The sequence below is a fragment of the Bacillus sp. BS1807G30 genome (genome assembly GCF_040047675.1).
GTDB lineage: Bacteria > Bacillota > Bacilli > Bacillales > Bacillaceae > Bacillus > Bacillus altitudinis.
On record NZ_CP157353.1, the window covers coordinates 2,615,738 to 2,631,697 of the forward strand.

The 15,960-nt window shown below is 41.3% G+C and carries 18 protein-coding genes and 1 other annotated feature; of the genes, 8 read left to right on the forward strand and 10 right to left on the reverse strand.

The genetic code is table 11. The features are described 5' to 3' along the window. The first annotated feature begins 277 nt into the window (after positions 1-277). Positions 278-1,093: a histidinol-phosphatase HisJ gene (gene hisJ, locus ABG082_RS13430; protein ID WP_348936184.1), complete on the forward strand. Its 816-nt coding sequence runs from the start codon at positions 278-280 to the stop codon at positions 1,091-1,093. Here hisJ and refZ read toward each other — a convergent pair. Beyond that, positions 1,063-1,728, reverse strand: a complete 666-nt coding sequence (gene refZ, locus ABG082_RS13435; RefSeq protein WP_058213922.1) for a forespore capture DNA-binding protein RefZ — start codon at positions 1,726-1,728, stop codon at positions 1,063-1,065. The genes hisJ and refZ overlap by 31 nt on opposite strands. 126 nt (positions 1,729-1,854) lie before the next feature. Here refZ and ABG082_RS13440 point away from each other — a divergent pair, with 126 nt between their 5' ends. The 3 genes from ABG082_RS13440 (at position 1,855) to ABG082_RS13450 (ending at position 4,065) form a co-directional block, all read left to right on the forward strand. Then, a complete protein-coding gene (locus ABG082_RS13440; RefSeq protein WP_046344223.1) occupies positions 1,855-2,355 on the forward strand; it encodes a GAF domain-containing protein in 501 nt (166 codons plus the stop codon). A 310-nt stretch (positions 2,356-2,665) separates the two neighbouring features. Further along, positions 2,666-3,268 (forward strand): 30S ribosomal protein S4, encoded by a 603-nt coding sequence (gene rpsD, locus ABG082_RS13445; protein ID WP_007501777.1) that lies wholly within the window; start codon positions 2,666-2,668, stop codon positions 3,266-3,268. Between the two features lie 236 nt (positions 3,269-3,504). Continuing rightward, entirely contained in the window at positions 3,505-4,065 is a 561-nt protein-coding gene (locus ABG082_RS13450; protein ID WP_342494248.1) for a hypothetical protein, read from the forward strand. Between the two features lie 8 nt (positions 4,066-4,073). Here ABG082_RS13450 and ABG082_RS13455 read toward each other — a convergent pair whose 3' ends face one another. The 3 genes from ABG082_RS13455 to ABG082_RS13465 form a co-directional block, all read right to left on the reverse strand. Then, positions 4,074-4,673, reverse strand: coding sequence for a cysteine hydrolase family protein (locus ABG082_RS13455; RefSeq protein ID WP_108611315.1), 600 nt, complete (start codon positions 4,671-4,673; stop codon positions 4,074-4,076). Between the two features lie 49 nt (positions 4,674-4,722). Continuing rightward, positions 4,723-4,935 carry a hypothetical protein gene (locus ABG082_RS13460; protein ID WP_272511795.1) on the reverse strand — a complete coding sequence of 71 codons (213 nt, stop codon included), beginning with the start codon at positions 4,933-4,935 and terminating at the stop codon, positions 4,723-4,725. A gap of 95 nt (positions 4,936-5,030) precedes the next feature. Beyond that, entirely contained in the window at positions 5,031-5,672 is a 642-nt protein-coding gene (locus ABG082_RS13465) for a triacylglycerol lipase (RefSeq protein WP_250026743.1), read from the reverse strand. A gap of 208 nt (positions 5,673-5,880) precedes the next feature. Between ABG082_RS13465 and ABG082_RS13470 the strand changes: the two genes are divergently transcribed. Further along, positions 5,881-6,219, forward strand: a complete 339-nt coding sequence (locus ABG082_RS13470) for an antibiotic biosynthesis monooxygenase (RefSeq protein ID WP_046344233.1) — start codon at positions 5,881-5,883, stop codon at positions 6,217-6,219. Positions 6,220-6,373: 154 nt separating this feature from the next. Here the strand turns inward: ABG082_RS13470 and tyrS are convergent, their stop codons facing one another. Then, a complete protein-coding gene (gene tyrS / locus ABG082_RS13475) occupies positions 6,374-7,642 on the reverse strand; it encodes a tyrosine--tRNA ligase (RefSeq protein ID WP_098680626.1) in 1,269 nt (422 codons plus the stop codon). 53 nt (positions 7,643-7,695) lie between these two features. Beyond that, positions 7,696-7,931: a binding site (T-box leader), on the reverse strand. A 59-nt stretch (positions 7,932-7,990) separates the two neighbouring features. Continuing rightward, a complete protein-coding gene (gene acsA / locus ABG082_RS13480; RefSeq protein WP_272511798.1) occupies positions 7,991-9,715 on the reverse strand; it encodes an acetate--CoA ligase in 1,725 nt (574 codons plus the stop codon). Between the two features lie 155 nt (positions 9,716-9,870). Between acsA and ABG082_RS13485 the strand changes: the two genes are divergently transcribed. The 3 genes from ABG082_RS13485 to ABG082_RS13495 are packed head-to-tail and all read left to right on the forward strand — an operon-like array spanning position 9,871 to position 12,340. Next, positions 9,871-10,503 (forward strand): GNAT family N-acetyltransferase, encoded by a 633-nt coding sequence (locus tag ABG082_RS13485; protein WP_272511799.1) that lies wholly within the window; start codon positions 9,871-9,873, stop codon positions 10,501-10,503. 38 nt (positions 10,504-10,541) lie between these two features. Further along, the gene (locus ABG082_RS13490) at positions 10,542-11,183 is read left to right on the forward strand and encodes a CBS and ACT domain-containing protein (protein WP_272511800.1); all 642 of its coding nucleotides are present in this window, start codon (positions 10,542-10,544) and stop codon (positions 11,181-11,183) included. Beyond that, positions 11,180-12,340 (forward strand): acetoin utilization protein AcuC, encoded by a 1,161-nt coding sequence (locus tag ABG082_RS13495; RefSeq protein WP_024718705.1) that lies wholly within the window; start codon positions 11,180-11,182, stop codon positions 12,338-12,340. Before ABG082_RS13490 ends, ABG082_RS13495 begins: the two co-directional genes overlap by 4 nt. Before the next feature lie 42 nt (positions 12,341-12,382). Here ABG082_RS13495 and ccpA read toward each other — a convergent pair whose 3' ends face one another. From ccpA to ABG082_RS13515, 4 genes are all read right to left on the reverse strand, one after another. After that, positions 12,383-13,384 carry a catabolite control protein A gene (gene ccpA / locus ABG082_RS13500; protein WP_035702055.1) on the reverse strand — a complete coding sequence of 334 codons (1,002 nt, stop codon included), beginning with the start codon at positions 13,382-13,384 and terminating at the stop codon, positions 12,383-12,385. 450 nt (positions 13,385-13,834) lie between these two features. Next, positions 13,835-14,911 (reverse strand): bifunctional 3-deoxy-7-phosphoheptulonate synthase/chorismate mutase, encoded by a 1,077-nt coding sequence (locus tag ABG082_RS13505; RefSeq protein WP_017358315.1) that lies wholly within the window; start codon positions 14,909-14,911, stop codon positions 13,835-13,837. 214 nt (positions 14,912-15,125) lie between these two features. Further along, entirely contained in the window at positions 15,126-15,449 is a 324-nt protein-coding gene (gene ytxJ / locus ABG082_RS13510; protein ID WP_007501805.1) for a bacillithiol system redox-active protein YtxJ, read from the reverse strand. A gap of 30 nt (positions 15,450-15,479) precedes the next feature. Next, positions 15,480-15,950 (reverse strand): YtxH domain-containing protein, encoded by a 471-nt coding sequence (locus ABG082_RS13515; protein ID WP_007501807.1) that lies wholly within the window; start codon positions 15,948-15,950, stop codon positions 15,480-15,482. Positions 15,951-15,960 lie beyond the last annotated feature (10 nt).

Genomic DNA, 15,960 nt, shown 5'->3' on the forward strand with positions numbered 1-15,960 from the left:
AACCCTTTCGTGTCCGCTTTGCATTTGTTTTTTATAAGCAGGATTGTATTTTTGCCAATACGATCCATTCACCGTTTTATGTATGTTTTTTCAAGAAAGTCATTCAGGCTTTCTATCATTTGATCACATGTATTGATGTGACCTGTTTTTATGTATGCGGAAGCTGTCGTTTTCATTGTTATTATGATACCATGTAACCAGCATTTTTGGTCATGATTTTTCATTATTTTCGCTGATAAACATGACGTTTTTCAAAATATCGACAAGAGGTGACGACATGTTGAAACAAGATGCACATTTACATACGCCATTTTGCCCGCACGGTACGCTTGATCCTTTTCATTCTTATATTGAAAAAGCAATGAAAAAGGGATTTGATTCCATCACCTTTACCGAGCATGCCCCGCTGCCTCCTTCGTTTCGAGATCCAACGCCTGAGCAGGATAGTGCCATGAAGCTTCAAGACCTTGAAGCCTATTTGACGAAGCTGGATCAGCTGAAACAGGAATATAAAGGACAGTTAATAGTAAAAACTGGGCTTGAGGTCGACTATATCAAAGAGTATGAAGAGGAAACAAGTGCCTTTTTAGACTGCTACGGCCCTGAACTAGACGATAGCATTTTATCTGTTCACTTTCTTCCTGCTGGCAATGATTATATTTGTCTTGATTTTGATGAGCATGCTTTCGAGCAGCTGATCAGCATCTATGGCAGCATCGAACACGTCTACCAAAGCTACTATGACCAAATTCATTCTTCTATTCTATCATCTTTAGGTCCATATAAGCCAAAGAGAATCGGCCATATCACCCTTGTCCAGAAATTCAAACAGCTTTTTCCATACGAAATGTCGCCAGAACTATGTCAAAGGGTTACCCTTTGTCTTGAAGAAACGGCAAAAAAAGGCATGTCCTTAGATTTTAATACATCAGGTCTTCGTAAAACATATGCCAGAAGTATCTATTTAGATCAATGGATGATTGATTTTGCAAAACAGAAAAAAATTCCGCTCATATTCGGGTCTGATGCCCATCAAGCGGAAGATCTCGGGTATGCGTATGATCAATTTGAAGACATCATGAGTTTCAGGTGAAAATCAAGTGCGGGTTCATTTGGTTCTAATAAATGATGAAGCGACCGGCTCAGTTCCTTATAGTACGTTTGATAAAAGTAAGGCTCGTTTGGGTTGATATAAAGCACCTCTGTTAAATATTGCGGCTGCAAATATGGCATCATCAGAAGTGATTTTAGCTGGATCATAAATGATGAGAGTGACAGCTGCTTACAAATCACATGGGTGCTTTTTCCTTTTTCAATGATGAGCTGAAACAAGTATTTTTCCTTTGTTAAATAGGTGGACATGATTTCCCTGATCAGCGTTGAATCAATGGTCACCTCTCGATAAACGAAACGGGTTAATTGACGGTTTTCATGCTGATAAGATAAAATATCAAAAACCACATGAAGTAAACATTCTTTTGCATGACGGGTTTCCATGTGCTGGATGTGCGATTCAATCATTTGAATATACCCTTCATAAAAATCGGATACGAGCTGCTCGAGTAGCCCTCCTTTTCCTTGAAAGTAATAAGATATATGGGCAACGTTGACGTTTGCTTCCTTCGCAATCTCACGGACAGAGGTTCCAGAAAATCCTTTTTGGTTAAAAAGTCTGATGGCAGCTTCAATAATACGGTCTTTTGTTTGCACAGTTGTTGATGTTTTCATCCGCTCACCCCTCTTCATGTGTACATACTTCAAGGTGAAGGCGGAAGTTCCTTTAATCATTGCTCGACAAATCCCACATGCGAAGCGCAAGTTATGTATTTTTGAGATAGAAAGTAGGAGATTTTCATGTTTCATGTCGAAAAACAGTCTGGCGATCCATCGAAAGACTATCAATTACTCATCAAGCAAGTAGAAGCGATTACGGATGGTGAACCTGATCTCATTGCCAACCTAGCCAATGCTGCGGCGCTACTTTATCACTCGCTTCCTGAGGTCAATTGGGCAGGATTTTATTTAGCAAAAGGCGGAGAGCTTGTGCTTGGTCCATTCAACGGACTACCCGCATGTGTACGCATTCCTTCTGGAAAAGGGGTTTGCGGTACAGCATTTGCGACAGGTGATGTACAGCGTATCGCTGATGTCCATGCATTCCCTGGTCATATTGCATGTGATGCCGCATCGCAGTCTGAAATTGTGATCCCACTTAAAGTAAATGGACAAATCATTGGGGTACTCGATATTGACAGTCCAGTGAAAGATCGTTTCAATGAAATAGATGAAACGTACTTAGTTCAATTTACAGAGGTTGTCCAAAATGCGTTATCAGCCTCTACTGATGCGTCATGATGCTTGAAAAGCAGACAATGTGTCTGCTTTTTTATTTTGCTTTCTTCCCGGATGAATGCCGACCACGTTTGACATTCTCCTCTTTAAATAGGTTGACTTCTCCTATCTGGCGTCATATAATAGAGTTTGTGTGAAATATGGCAGCCTTTTTGTTCGGCTTTTTTGTATCATTTTGTTCCTTCTATATGGAGGTGCATCTTGTAACTCCCTGCTGCTGGAGCGAGGATGCATGAAAACATAATGACGGAAAAGACAAAGAACAGACGGTTTTTATTTTTCACAAATAAAAACAATAAGGAGGAGTCACATTATGGCTCGCTATACAGGTCCAAGTTGGAAGATTTCCCGCCGTTTAGGCATTTCATTAAGCGGAACAGGTAAGGAACTTGAAAAACGCCCTTACGCTCCAGGCCCACATGGTCCAGGACAACGCAAAAAACTATCTGAATACGGTTTACAATTACAAGAGAAGCAAAAGCTTCGTCACATGTACGGTGTCAACGAACGTCAATTCCGTACTCTTTTTGACAGAGCTGCTAAACTTCCTGGTAAACAAGGTGAAAACTTCATGATCCTTCTTGAAACTCGCCTTGACAACCTAGTATACCGTCTTGGCCTTGCTCGTACGCGCCGCCAAGCTCGTCAGCTAGTAAACCATGGTCACATCCTTGTTGATGGAAGCCGTGTAGACATCCCATCTTTCTCTGTGAAACCAGGTCAAACGATTGCTCTTCGTGAGAAATCTCAAAACCTTGCAGTTGTGAAAGAATCAGTTGAAGTGAACAACTTCGTACCTGAATACCTTACTTTCGATGCTGAAAAGCTTGAAGGAACTTTCACTCGTCTTCCAGAGCGTTCTGAATTAGCACCTGAAATCAGCGAACAATTAATCGTTGAGTTCTACTCTCGTTAATTTCATTGCTCTCTCAGAGAGTGATCAAACAAACCCTAGAGACCTTGATTGTTCAAGGATTTCTAGGGTTTTTTGTTTGGTCTTTTGTACGATACTCTCTAGCTACAAATTTACACACAAGAAAATTAGAACACCGATTACTCTTTACTCTTTTTCGTTTTCCTCTTACAATTACATTTACTGGATAACTCACAACTTAAAACAATAATGTAAGGAACGTTAAGGAGGATAGCAATTTGTCGATTATTTCATTTATGTTAGCACTTATGCTCATTTCAATTATTATCTATGCGATTTTGAGAAAGACAAAAGTTGTCGATGAAGCGCCTGGAGCTATCGCTGAAATTCTCCTCATTTTACTCATCTTTTTTTCGATTAGTTTTGTCATCATCATTCCAAGTTCTGTACTTTATGTTGTTTCATTAGGAGTGAATTTTCTTTTTGGAGAATATATTACCTATGCATCATTTCTTTCATTATTGACCTTCTGTCTATTCGTCAGTGGGATTGTTCTTTTTTGGTCGATCTTTTTAGTATTCATTGGTAAAGGAATTTCCACTTTGCTAAGATTCCCTCAATGGTTCACGTTTATCTTTGAATTTCTACTCTCATGGATCGTTGTGCATTTCTCAATTAAGTTTGTCCTTAATATGAACATAGTCAATATCTCCATTTGGGAGCACGGCACACTCATTTTATCTTTCTTTGTCAGCTTCTTATTTATTGGAATTGATCTCATCTACTCAAGTATTGAACAACGAAAACAGCCGCTGGATGAACAAGCAAAAAGCTCCTAGAGATGATTCTAGGAGCTTTTGCTTGCCCAATTTGTGATCAGCTGCTCTGTTGTCAGGACAGTCGCAAATTCATCATGCAATGTAGCGAGTGAGAGGCGATGGATCGTTTCTGGGTCATAATATGTACCGGTTTGATCTGCGAGTCCAAAGGCGGCTGTCGCATCCGAAATGAGGTATGTATCAAAGCCTAGGTTTCCACTCATTCTTGTTGTGGTAGATACGCAGTGCGGTGTTGTGAGTCCAGCGATCACAACAGTGTCGATCTCGTTTGATCTTAGTTGTTCCTCTAAGTTTGTACCTATAAAGCTGCTGTTGACTTTCTTTTGTATGACCGTTTCTTCATCTAGCGGTTTAGCGATCTCTTTGAAGGAGTGCCCTTCATTTGCTGGATGAAATAAGGAGTGCGGCTGATCCGATGTATGCTGAATATGAATGACTGTCCAGCCTTTTTCTCTCCAAAACGTCAATAGACGACTGATATTCTTCTCTGCATCTAGGTTATTCCGTTCTCCCCATTTTTCGTGCTCGAATGCTTTCTGTACATCGACCATAATCAAAGCCTTTTGATGATGTTGCACAAATCCCCACCTCCAAAGAGTCTCGTTCATTATATGTAGTGTAAGGAATGGTGGTTGATTTGTACATGTTTTTATTTGGCTATGTACGATGTTTTGTCTGTTTTTGCAGTAAAAAGACAAACCACACACTGGCTATTAAGTAATAGATACCAATGATGGATGTACAATTAGATATGACTTCTGCCCATCGCACTGATTTGACGATTGCCATCCAGATCATATAGATGATCAGAAATGAACATGGGAAATAGAGAAAGTAGCCTAAGAAAACATATTTGAGTTTTTGCGTCATCTTTTATCCTCCTAAAAATCTTCTCCAACATCTAGCAGCTCCCATATAACCATGACATCAAAAAAGACAGCACAAATCGCTGTCTTTTTCATTTTTTAGTTCGTATTCTGTCCTCCGCCATTCAATCCTTCTTTCACATAACCTTTGACTTGGCTTGAGGTTAATAGACCGATATGTCCAACGCCGTGGATGAGGACGTTTCTTGCGCCAATTAAGCGAGAGAGGCTGTTGACGACAATGAGATCGGCTGAGCTATAGACAGATGTGTAAAGAATTTTTTGATTTGGATCGGTGCCTGGTAATGCTCTGAGTGAAACGAGCCCGTTGGCTCCACCAAGTGTGACGACATTTTCAATTTTATCTCCGCCGTCTAGGTTTTTAATATAGTATAACGTGTTCGCACCGCCCATACTATGAGCCACAATATCTACTTTTTTGGCACCCGTTTTGGCTAGTACATCTTTGACGAATCTCGAGAGACGCGGGCCATTGTTCAGGTTATTACCTGTTTTGTCTATGAAATCGATTGCAAAAAGCTGGTTTTGATCCCATCCCTGTGATACCAAGTATCGTTTGATCGAAGCAAAGTTATAAGACGCACCGCCCATGCCGTGTACCATCACAACCGGATTATGCGCAGCCGCTTTGGCCTCTTTCGGCTGGACGAAAGCCATTGAACCAACCACTAATGCAAGTGCAATCAGAATTTGCAAACTCCTTTTCTTTAAAACGATCATGTTCATTCCCCCTTAATTTTCTGATACGTCTCTATTTTAAACAAGAAAAATATGACAGAAAAGTGAACAAGGTAATATTTATCAGATGATTTTACAGCACAATACCTAATGAAAAAGCACCATGGTCTTTTTGAAATTAAAACAAAAAGACTACGGGCCTCTCTATCTTTCATATATAATGTGAATAGACAAAAGGAGGTTCTACTAGATGCTATTTACTCAAACACCTGCACCACCTTACTATGCAGTCATTTTCACATCAAAACGAACGAATGTTGAGCAGAAAGAATACGCTGCTGCTGCTCAAAGAATGGAACAATTAGCGAAAGACCTAGACGGGTTTCTTGGAATTGAGAGTGTACGAGATGAGCATGGTGTTGGGATCACTGTATCGTATTGGGATTCATTAGCAGCAATTAAAGAATGGAAAGAACATACAGCGCATCAGCGTGTTCAAAAAAAGGGAAAAACAGATTGGTACGAATCCTATACAACCCGAATTTGTAAGGTGGAACATGATTACACAAACAAACATTCACTCCTTTAAAAAGAAGCAAATCAATGAGGCCCTGCAAAATAGTTGGCCTCTTTTTTAACAGGCGCTTGTACTTGAAGCAGCATTCATCGTCATTCCTGCTTCTAAAAAAAGAAAAGCACCCCACATACGAACATTTGAGGTGCACTTCAATGATACTTGCTATTTATTTATACGTTACAAGGAAGTATTTCTTTTTCCCTCTTCTTAAGACCGTAAATTGGTTTTCAATTCGGTCTTCAGCTGAAAGGACATAGTCTTTGTCGGTTTGTCTCTCTCCGTTGATGTAGACGGCACCGTTTGTGATATCTTCACGCGCTTGACGTTTTGATGGAGACAGTTTTGATTCGACAAGAACATCAACAAGTGTTAATTCTTCTGCACTGTCTTTCTCCATTGATGGCACATCTTTAAAGCCTACTTTCACTTCTTCTGCTGTAAGAGATTTGATCTCGCCTTTAAATAGCGCATTTGAGATGTTGACAGCCTGTTCTAGTGATTCACGGCCATGCACAAGTGTTGTGACTTCTTCTGCCAAACGGCGCTGTGCTTCACGTTTTTCAGGGGCTGTTTGCACTTTTTCTTCGTACGATGCGATCTCTTCTTTTGATAGGAACGTAAAGTATTTTAAGTATTTCACGACATCACGGTCATCTGTGTTGATCCAGAATTGGTAGAATTCATATGGTGATGTTTTTTCTTTATCTAACCAGATGGCACCGCCTTCTGTTTTCCCAAACTTCGTGCCGTCTGCTTTTGTGACAAGCGGCATTGTAAGACCGAATGCTTTAGCCCCTTCTGCTTCAGACTTACGGATTAACTCAAGCCCAGATGTGATATTTCCCCACTGGTCACTTCCGCCGATTTGCAGCTTACAATTTTCATTTCTGTAAAGGTTCAAGAAGTCTAACGATTGCAGAATCACGTAGCTGAATTCTGTGTACGAAATCCCTGTTTCAATACGGGAGCTGACGATATCTTTTGCGAGCATGAAGTTGACACCGAAGTTCTTTCCAATATCACGAAGGAACGTGATGACATTCATTTGACTGATCCAGTCATAGTTATTCACGATGACAGCTGGGTTGTCACCTGCTTCAAAATCAAGGAATTGAGAGAGCTGGCCTTTGATTTTCTCTGACCACTGTTCGACGATTTCTGCTGGGTTTAGTGAACGTTCTGCTTTTTTGAAACTTGGGTCACCAATCAGTCCAGTTGCGCCGCCAACAAGTGCAATCGGATGATGACCTGCTTCTTGGAATCTGCGCAATGTTAAAATTGGCAGTAAGTGACCAATGTGCAAGCTGTCAGCTGTTGGATCAAAGCCGGAGTATAGCTTGATTTTTTCTTCTGCTAATAATTTTGTTAAACCTTCTTCATCTGTTTGTTGCTGAATTAATCCTCTGAACGATAATTCTTCCATCAATTGACTCATATCCAAATCTCCTTTTTTTACAATTCAACATAAAAAACGCCCCTTCGAATGAACGAAGGGACGATATATATCGCGGTACCACCCTGCTTAAAAGACAAAACAACACGTCTTTTCACTTACACTGATAACGGACAGATCCGTTCTTTCACTAATCAGATAGCATATGCTCCTTTTCGTAAAAGCGGTTCGTGAGGGTAATTCGAATATCTCTTTGTACTGACTCGCACCAGCCGTCAGCTCTCTTGGACAGGGAAAGATGATTCTACTGAATCTCAGTCAAAACCTTTTCATATTCAACTAAAGTCATTTTTAACATACTTTTGATATCAAGTCAACTGACGGAAGTGATTAATCTTCCATTGTCGAGAGATCGCCAGCAGGTAAATTCAGTTCCCACGCTTTTAGCACACGTCTCATAATTTTACCGCTGCGTGTTTTTGGCAGTTTGTCTTTAAACTCAATTTCTCTCGGTGCTGCATGTGCAGCGAGTCCTTTTTTCACGAACGTACGAATCTCTTCTTTCAGCTCATCTGTCGGTTCGTATCCGCTTCTAAGCGCAATGAAGGCTTTAATAATTTCACCGCGCACAGGATCTGGTTTTCCGATGACACCAGCCTCTGCAATGGCCGGATGTTCCACCAGTTTACTTTCTACCTCAAATGGACCGACCCGCTCTCCTGACGTCATAATGACATCGTCGACACGTCCCTGGAACCAGAAGTATCCGTCTTCATCCATATAAGCTGAATCTCCTGAAACATACCAATCTCCCGGCATAAAGTAAGATTCATATTTTTCAGGATTGTTCCAGATCGTATGCATCATAGACGGCCAGCCTTTTTTGATGGCAAGGTTCCCCATCCGGTATGGCGGAAGTTCATTTCCGGCATTATCCACAATCGCAGCTTCAACGCCTGGAATTGGTTTCCCCATCGAACCTGGTTTGATATCCATGCATGGATAGTTACAAATCAGCTGTGCACCTGTTTCTGTCATCCACCAAGTGTCATGAATTCGTTTACCGAATACAGCGTCTCCCCAGCGGATCACTTCTGGATTAAGTGGCTCTCCTACACTTAACACATGACGGAGTGAGCGGAGATCATATTTTTGAATGAGATCGTCTCCTGCTCCCATCAGCATTCTGAAGGCTGTCGGTGCACTGTACCAAACGGTCACACCAAGCGATTCAATGGTTTCGTACCACGTATCAGGGTTGAACCGGCCGCCTAAAATCACATTCGTCGCTCCATTCAACCACGGAGAAAAAATACCGTACACCGTCCCTGTTACCCAGCCTGGATCAGCTGTACACCAGTAGACATCTTCTTCTTTCAAATCAAGTACCCATTTACCCGTCTGGCCTTGCTGCACCATTGCCCCATGAACATGGAGCACACCTTTTGGCGTACCAGTGGACCCTGACGTGTAATGAAGCAGGTATCCATCTTTTTCATCCATCCACTCGATTTCAAGCTCCTTCGCTGCCTGCTCAAATGCTTCTTCAAAGTGAATCGTCCGCACACCACCTGCATCTTCCTTTTCACCACCGACAATGATGACGGATTCAAGCTTTGGAAGTTCTGCAAACGGAATCCGCTCAAGCAGATCAGGCGTTGTCACAATCACTTTTGCCTCACTATTTTCTAAACGATCTTTGACGGCACCTTCCATAAATGCCTCAAATAACGGACCGACGATCGCACCAATTTTGACAGCACCAAGCAGTAGAAAATAGAGCTCAGGTGATCTTGGCATAAAGATAAACACGCGATCCCCTTTTTGCACATGTGCCTGTTCTCTTAATAGATTTCCTGCTTTGTTTGTCTTGATTTTCATATCCCTGAACGTATACTTTTCATCCCGCTGTGAATCTTTGTAGTGAAGCGCCACCTTGTTTTTACGAAACGAGTCCGCATGTCTGTCAATCGCTTCATAAGCTGCATTTACTTTTCCTGTTTCATACCAAGAGAAATTTTTTCTCGCTTCCTCCCATGAAAATTCTTTGTATGCTTGCTCATAATCATTTAAATGATAGTCCCCTTTTACTGATGGTAGCGTTTCCACTTTCATCAAACAGTCCCCCTTTGCATACGTTTACAATGACCATTATAGTATAGATGACTTTTTTTCTCAATTTTTAAAAAACTTCTGATGAAACCGTTTTAATTATTGCAAGATTTAAGATAGAATAGAGACGACTCACTAGAATTTGAGGCGGTGGATACGTGGAGCATCCTAAAACTTATTATTCAAAAACAATTGAGAGAGAAACAGGCACCATCCTGATTGAAGGCCCGGTACCTGCATCAGAGCTGGCGAAATATACGTTTCATGAAGGACTAACAGCATTTCGCACGCCTGAGGAACAGAAACAAGCACTTGTTGAAATAGCAGATCTTCCTGAAGGACGTATTATCATTGCTAGGGTGGATGAGCTTGTCGTAGGCTATGTCACGTATTTGTACCCTGATCCGCTTGAACGCTGGTCAGAAGGCAACATGGACAATTTAATTGAGCTCGGTGCCATTGAAGTCGCTCCTCCATTCAGAGGCTGCTCACTTGGCAAGCATTTACTGGATGTGAGCATGATGGATGAGCAAATGGAGAATTACATTATCATTACAACCGAATATTACTGGCATTGGGATTTAAAAGGGACAAAGAAAAACGTGTGGGAGTACCGCAAAATGATGGAGAAAATGATGAACGCCGGCGGTCTGGTCTGGTTTGCAACAGATGAGCCAGAGATCAGCTCACATCCAGCCAATTGTTTAATGGCACGGATCGGAAAACATGTGAGTCCAGATTCAATCGAGCGTTTTGATCGTCTTCGCTTCCATCAGCGCTTTATGTATTAACGTTCAATTCGTTTTTTTGGCAAAGGGGATTGGTAAACATGATGATTGAACAAATTATGGAGCGTGATGTGATCACGCTGCGAAAAACCGATACGATTGAAGAAGCCATTCAAAAAATGAGGGCACATCACATTCGGCATATTCCCATCGTATCTGAGCAGGGATCTGTCATTGGGATGGTGACAGATCGGGATATTAAAAATGCCAGTCCAAGTATTTTTGAAACAGAGAAAAGGCAGCTTTTTATTCAGCGGCCGGTTGAAGACATCATGGTGCTAGAGACGATTACCGCTCATCCGCTTGATTTCGTTGAGGAGATTTCAAGTGTCTTTTTTGAACACGGAATTGGCTGTCTTCCCGTTGTGAGACGCAGTAAGCTTGTAGGGATCATCACAAAGACAGATTTACTACGTACGTTTGTAAGACTAACTGGTGCAGATCAGCCTGGATCACATTTAGAGGTTGAAGTAGCGCAAGTGACAGAGGGTCTTGCAGACATTACGGCCATTTTAAAAGAGCAGCATATTCAAATGCTGAGTGTACTCGTGTACCCACATGCCAATGAAGCCTCTAAAGTGCTCGTCTTCCGCCTTCAAACGATGCATGCAGATCATGTGATGAAGCTGATTCGTGCAAAAGGCTATAAAGTGCTCTGGCCTATGGAGCAGACGATCAAATGAAGGAAGCGACCTTTGTTTTTTCACCATCTTTTCAAACGTACCAGTTTCACCAAGATCATCCCTTCAATCAGCTTCGCGTCTACTTAACTTATGATCTTCTTCAAAAAATGAAGGCATTAACGGATGATGAGATTGTCGCACCTCGTATGGCGACGCTGGAGGAGTTAAAGCTTGTCCATACAGCAGACTACATTCAAGCAGTACAGCGGGCAAGTGAAGGAAAACTGTCCACCGCAGAGGGGGAACGTTATGGTCTTGGCACTGAGGATACCCCGATGTTTGCAGGGATGCATGAGGCAGCTTCTCTCCTAGTTGGCGGGACATTAACAGCGGTTGATCAAGTGATGCTTGGGCATTCGCAGCATGCGCTCAATCTTGGCGGCGGGCTTCACCATGGATTTAAAGGGCGTGCTTCTGGCTTTTGTATTTATAATGACAGCTCTGTGGCCATTCAGTACATTCAAAAGACATATGGCGCTAGAATTTTATATATTGATACAGATGCTCATCATGGCGATGGTGTCCAGTTTAGCTTCTATGATGATCCAGAGGTATGTACTGTTTCTATTCATGAAACAGGGCGCTATTTGTTCCCTGGAACTGGACAAGTACAGGAAAGGGGTCATGATAAAGGCTATGGCTATGCATATAATATCCCGCTTGACGCATTTACAGAAGACGAATCATTTTTAGAAGCCTATCGAACAGCAGTGACAGAGATTGCTGCTTTTTTTAAACCAGATGTCATTTTGACGCAAAATGGAGCAGATGCCCACTATTATGACCCTTTGACGCATTTATCTGCTACCATGAAAATATATGAGGAAATTCCTAGAATTGCCCATGAGCTGGCGCATCAATATTGTGATGGAAAATGGATCGCTGTGGGCGGAGGCGGCTATGATATTTGGCGTGTCGTCCCAAGAGCATGGAGCCGCATTTGGCTTGAGATGAAAGGCATCACACCACCAGATGCACTTCCTCAGGAATGGATTCGGGCATGGGAAAAACAATCGCCTGTTCCGCTTCCATCCACATGGCTAGATCCTGACGATCTATATCCACCGATTCCAAGAAGAGCAGAAATTACAGAAAAAAATGCACAAACGGTAGAAAAAGCACTCATGCCTGTTCGACGAGAAAAGAAAAAGGCATAAAAAAAGCAGGCGTCCACTGATCAAGTGAGCCTGCTTTCTTTTTTATTTCGTCGATTGTCTTTCTTCGATTCTATGTGGCAATTCAACAATTTGATCTTCTACTTGTTCTTTGTTCATGAGCTTTGTCAAAAGTCTCATCGCAACAGCGCCAATATCGTAAGTCGGCTGAACAACTGTTGTCAATTGAGGGCGCACCATGAGGGATAGTCTTGTGTTATCAAAACCAATCACTTCTAAATCTTCAGGAATTGATACGCCTCTGTCCTGCGCTCCATGAATGACACCTAGCGCCATTTCGTCAGTAGCTGCAATCACAGCCGTCGGCTTGTCAGATTGATCAAGCAGATTAGCCAGCGCTTCAATACCAGAGTCATATGAGTAGTCTCCTTCAGCAACAAGCGCTTCGTCAAATACGATACCAGCTTCTTCAAGCGCACGCTTATAACCAGCAAGCTTTCTCATAGAGTTAATTGGTTCTGACATTGGTCCAGATACAAACGCAATTCGTTTATGTCCTTTTTCAACTAATAGCTGAACTGAATCATAAATGGCTTGTTCATAGTTAATGTTGACTGATGGTGTTTGTGCCTGCTCTTCAACAGATGCTGCAAGTACAATTGGTACAGGAGAGCGCTTAAATTCTTCCACATGCACATCTGTAATGTTTCCGCCCATAAAAACGATTCCATCTACTTGTTTGCCAAGCATTGTGTTTAACAAATGAAGTTCTTTATCAGTATTTTGGTCTGAGTTGCTCAAAATAATGTTGTACTTGTACATCGTCGCAATATCTTCAATTCCTCGTGCAAGCTCTGAATAGAAGATACTTGAAATATCAGGGATGATGACCCCAACTGTTGTAGTCTTTTTACTTGCAAGGCCTCGTGCGACTGCGTTCGGACGGTAGCCGAGACGATCAATTGCTTCAAGCACCTTTTTTCTTGTTGTTGGTTTTACGTTTGGATTACCATTAACAACGCGTGATACCGTTGCCATACTTACGTTTGCTTCTCTTGCTACATCATATATTGTAACATTATTCACATAAATCACTCCTTCAAATACACTTCATATCTATAGCATTCACCAATTGGATAGAGACATGTCAGATACGAGGAAAATAATATCCTATTTGTCATTAAAACGATGAAAAGAGACACATAATTTTTCAATCTACATCAAAATGACCTTCTTTTATGAAATTATACACGTTTTTTCATCATATGAAAACGTTCCCTTTCTTTTTATAACTAAATTAAACAAACTTTAATGAGCTTGTTACCTGTAAATTGAATCATATTTCACCAAAAGTCGTCGTGAACGTCAGCTATGACAATGATCTTAGCAGATTCTATCAAATTTTAAAAATGAAAACATTGTGAACAAGCGTGTTTTAAGCTTGCAATGTGTTTTCTTCCTTTCATTGCCAGTCTTATCGTATTTTTTCATGAAAAAAACCGCCGGGCTGTCATCCGGCGGCTTTTCTATTTATGATTATGCGTGAATGTTGACAAGTGGTCTTAACGCATCTAACCATTTTTCGAATTGTGGAATGTCCATTTGCTGCGCTGAATCAGATAGGGCAACAGATGGGTCTGGATGCACTTCTGCCATCACACCGTCTGCTCCAATCGCAAGAGCTGCTTTAGCCGTTGGAAGAAGTAGATCTCTACGTCCTGTTGAGTGTGTCACGTCAACAAAGACTGGTAAATGTGTCTCTTGTTTCAAGATTGGCACAGCCGAGATATCTAGTGTATTTCTTGTGGCTGTTTCGTATGTGCGGATGCCTCGCTCGCAAAGGATGATTTGGTCATTTCCTTGTGCGATGATGTATTCAGCTGCATTGATGAATTCTGAAATCGTTGCTGCTAGACCGCGTTTTAAAAGAACTGGTTTGTTCACAGATCCAGCTTCTTTTAAAAGCTCGAAGTTTTGCATGTTACGTGCTCCAATTTGGATGACATCGATATGCTCAATCGCTTCTTCAATATGAGCAGGGTTCACGATTTCACTAATAACAGCAAGACCGTATTCATCCGCTACACGCTTTAGAATCTTTAGACCGTCTACGCCAAGTCCTTGGAAGTCGTATGGACTTGTGCGAGGCTTAAATGCGCCGCCACGAAGAAGTTTTAGTCCCTGCTGTTTCGCTGCTGCCGCTACTTCTGCAACTTGCTCGTAGCTTTCAACGGCACATGGTCCAACGATGAAACGTTGTTTTCCGTCACCGATCGCTTCTCCATTGATATTTACAATTGTATTTTCAGGTTTTTTCTTACGAGAAACAAGAAGTGCTTTGCTGTGGTCATCTTCTTGAAGCTCTAAGCCTGCTTTGAAAATTTCTTTGAAAATATGTTGAATCGTTGAATTTTCAAATGGGCCATCATTTTCTTCAAGAATTTGATTTAGCATTGTGCGCTCTCTGACAGGGTCATAACGGTTGACACCTTGCGCTTCTTTTGCCTTTCCAATTTCTTTTACAATGTTTCCTCTTTCATTGATCAGTTTTAAGATTTGAAGATTTAGTTCATCTGCTTGCTGTCTCAATTGTTCCAATTCATTGTTGCTCATTTTTGTCATCCTTTCCTCTGCCCGCTCTCGCTTTTTATTTTTGATCTCTTATAATAGGGTTTATTATAAACAAAGATTTCGGAATTGTCACGAAAAAATTCTTTATTACCCAAACGCTTTTAAGCGATAAAGTATTATGTGTAAGATTATAGCATACTTTTGATACAAGTAAACCTTTTTTATAAAAAAAACGTCAGCAATCGCTGACGTTTTTCTACATGTTATGTTCAAGCGCTTCTTTTGTAATGCTTGAGTGAGAAGCATGCCACTTTACTTTGCCACCGCTAAAGATGAGTGCCTGCGGGCTTTCATGCTTGATCCCTGACTTTTCAGTCACATAGGATGAAAGCTCTCTTGTGTTTTGAATTTGCAAGAAATAAGCAGGAACATCCTCGTGTTCTGACGCAAACGCTTCAAACTCTTGAAAAGCAGCTTGGCTGATTGGACATGTCAAACTGTGCTTAAAAAAGACAAAGGTTCCGTCTTGATTTGTTAGTTGGTCAAACTGTTCTTCTGTTTCTATGAGTTGTTTAGACATGATGTGCTCCTTCCTAACTTAAGCAGCGAGTTAGCCTTTCGTAGATTGTTCTACTTTTTCTTTGACATCTTTGATGCCGTCTTCAATGTCTGCTTTTGCTTCTTGTGCTCTTACTTTTGCTTCATCTGCTACATCTGAAGCTTCATTTGCAATATTTGCTGCAGCATCTTCTGCTTCGCTTTTTACTTGTTTAGCTTTTCCAGCTGTACGATCTTTTATGTCTTTTACTTTGTCTAAAATCTGGTTTGACTGCTCTGCTACGAGCTGAGACAACTCAGATGTTTTGTCTTTCGCAATCGTCACATATTCAGTGCCTTTTTCCTTTGCATCTGTTGTAAGACGATCTGTTTTTTCTTTTAGGGCATTCGCTTGGGTGTTCAAATCATCGCGAAGCTCTTTCCCTGACTTTGGTGCTAAAAATAGTGCCGTTGTTGCACCGATAATGCCACCGATAAGTGTTCCGATCAAAAAGTCTTTGCTATTGATTCCGTCTTTGCTCATGATTATTCCT

What these genes read in the sequence shown, in the direction of transcription:
- tyrS (WP_098680626.1), bottom strand. Translation starts at nt 7,642, where the DNA reads ATGAGTCAATTGATGGAAGAATTATCGTTCAGAGGATTAATTCAGCAA.
- rpsD (WP_007501777.1), top strand. Translation starts at nt 2,666, where the DNA reads ATGGCTCGCTATACAGGTCCAAGTTGGAAGATTTCCCGCCGTTTAGGC.
- ABG082_RS13465 (WP_250026743.1), bottom strand. Translation starts at nt 5,672, where the DNA reads ATGATCGTTTTAAAGAAAAGGAGTTTGCAAATTCTGATTGCACTTGCA.
- ABG082_RS13515 (WP_007501807.1), bottom strand. Translation starts at nt 15,950, where the DNA reads ATGAGCAAAGACGGAATCAATAGCAAAGACTTTTTGATCGGAACACTT.
- acsA (WP_272511798.1), bottom strand. Translation starts at nt 9,715, where the DNA reads ATGAAAGTGGAAACGCTACCATCAGTAAAAGGGGACTATCATTTAAAT.
- ABG082_RS13440 (WP_046344223.1), top strand. Translation starts at nt 1,855, where the DNA reads ATGTTTCATGTCGAAAAACAGTCTGGCGATCCATCGAAAGACTATCAA.
- hisJ (WP_348936184.1), top strand. Translation starts at nt 278, where the DNA reads ATGTTGAAACAAGATGCACATTTACATACGCCATTTTGCCCGCACGGT.
- ABG082_RS13455 (WP_108611315.1), bottom strand. Translation starts at nt 4,673, where the DNA reads ATGAACGAGACTCTTTGGAGGTGGGGATTTGTGCAACATCATCAAAAG.
- ABG082_RS13460 (WP_272511795.1), bottom strand. Translation starts at nt 4,935, where the DNA reads ATGACGCAAAAACTCAAATATGTTTTCTTAGGCTACTTTCTCTATTTC.
- ABG082_RS13505 (WP_017358315.1), bottom strand. Translation starts at nt 14,911, where the DNA reads ATGAGCAACAATGAATTGGAACAATTGAGACAGCAAGCAGATGAACTA.
- refZ (WP_058213922.1), bottom strand. Translation starts at nt 1,728, where the DNA reads ATGAAAACATCAACAACTGTGCAAACAAAAGACCGTATTATTGAAGCT.
- ABG082_RS13470 (WP_046344233.1), top strand. Translation starts at nt 5,881, where the DNA reads ATGCTATTTACTCAAACACCTGCACCACCTTACTATGCAGTCATTTTC.
- ABG082_RS13495 (WP_024718705.1), top strand. Translation starts at nt 11,180, where the DNA reads ATGAAGGAAGCGACCTTTGTTTTTTCACCATCTTTTCAAACGTACCAG.
- ytxJ (WP_007501805.1), bottom strand. Translation starts at nt 15,449, where the DNA reads ATGTCTAAACAACTCATAGAAACAGAAGAACAGTTTGACCAACTAACA.
- ABG082_RS13490 (WP_272511800.1), top strand. Translation starts at nt 10,542, where the DNA reads ATGATGATTGAACAAATTATGGAGCGTGATGTGATCACGCTGCGAAAA.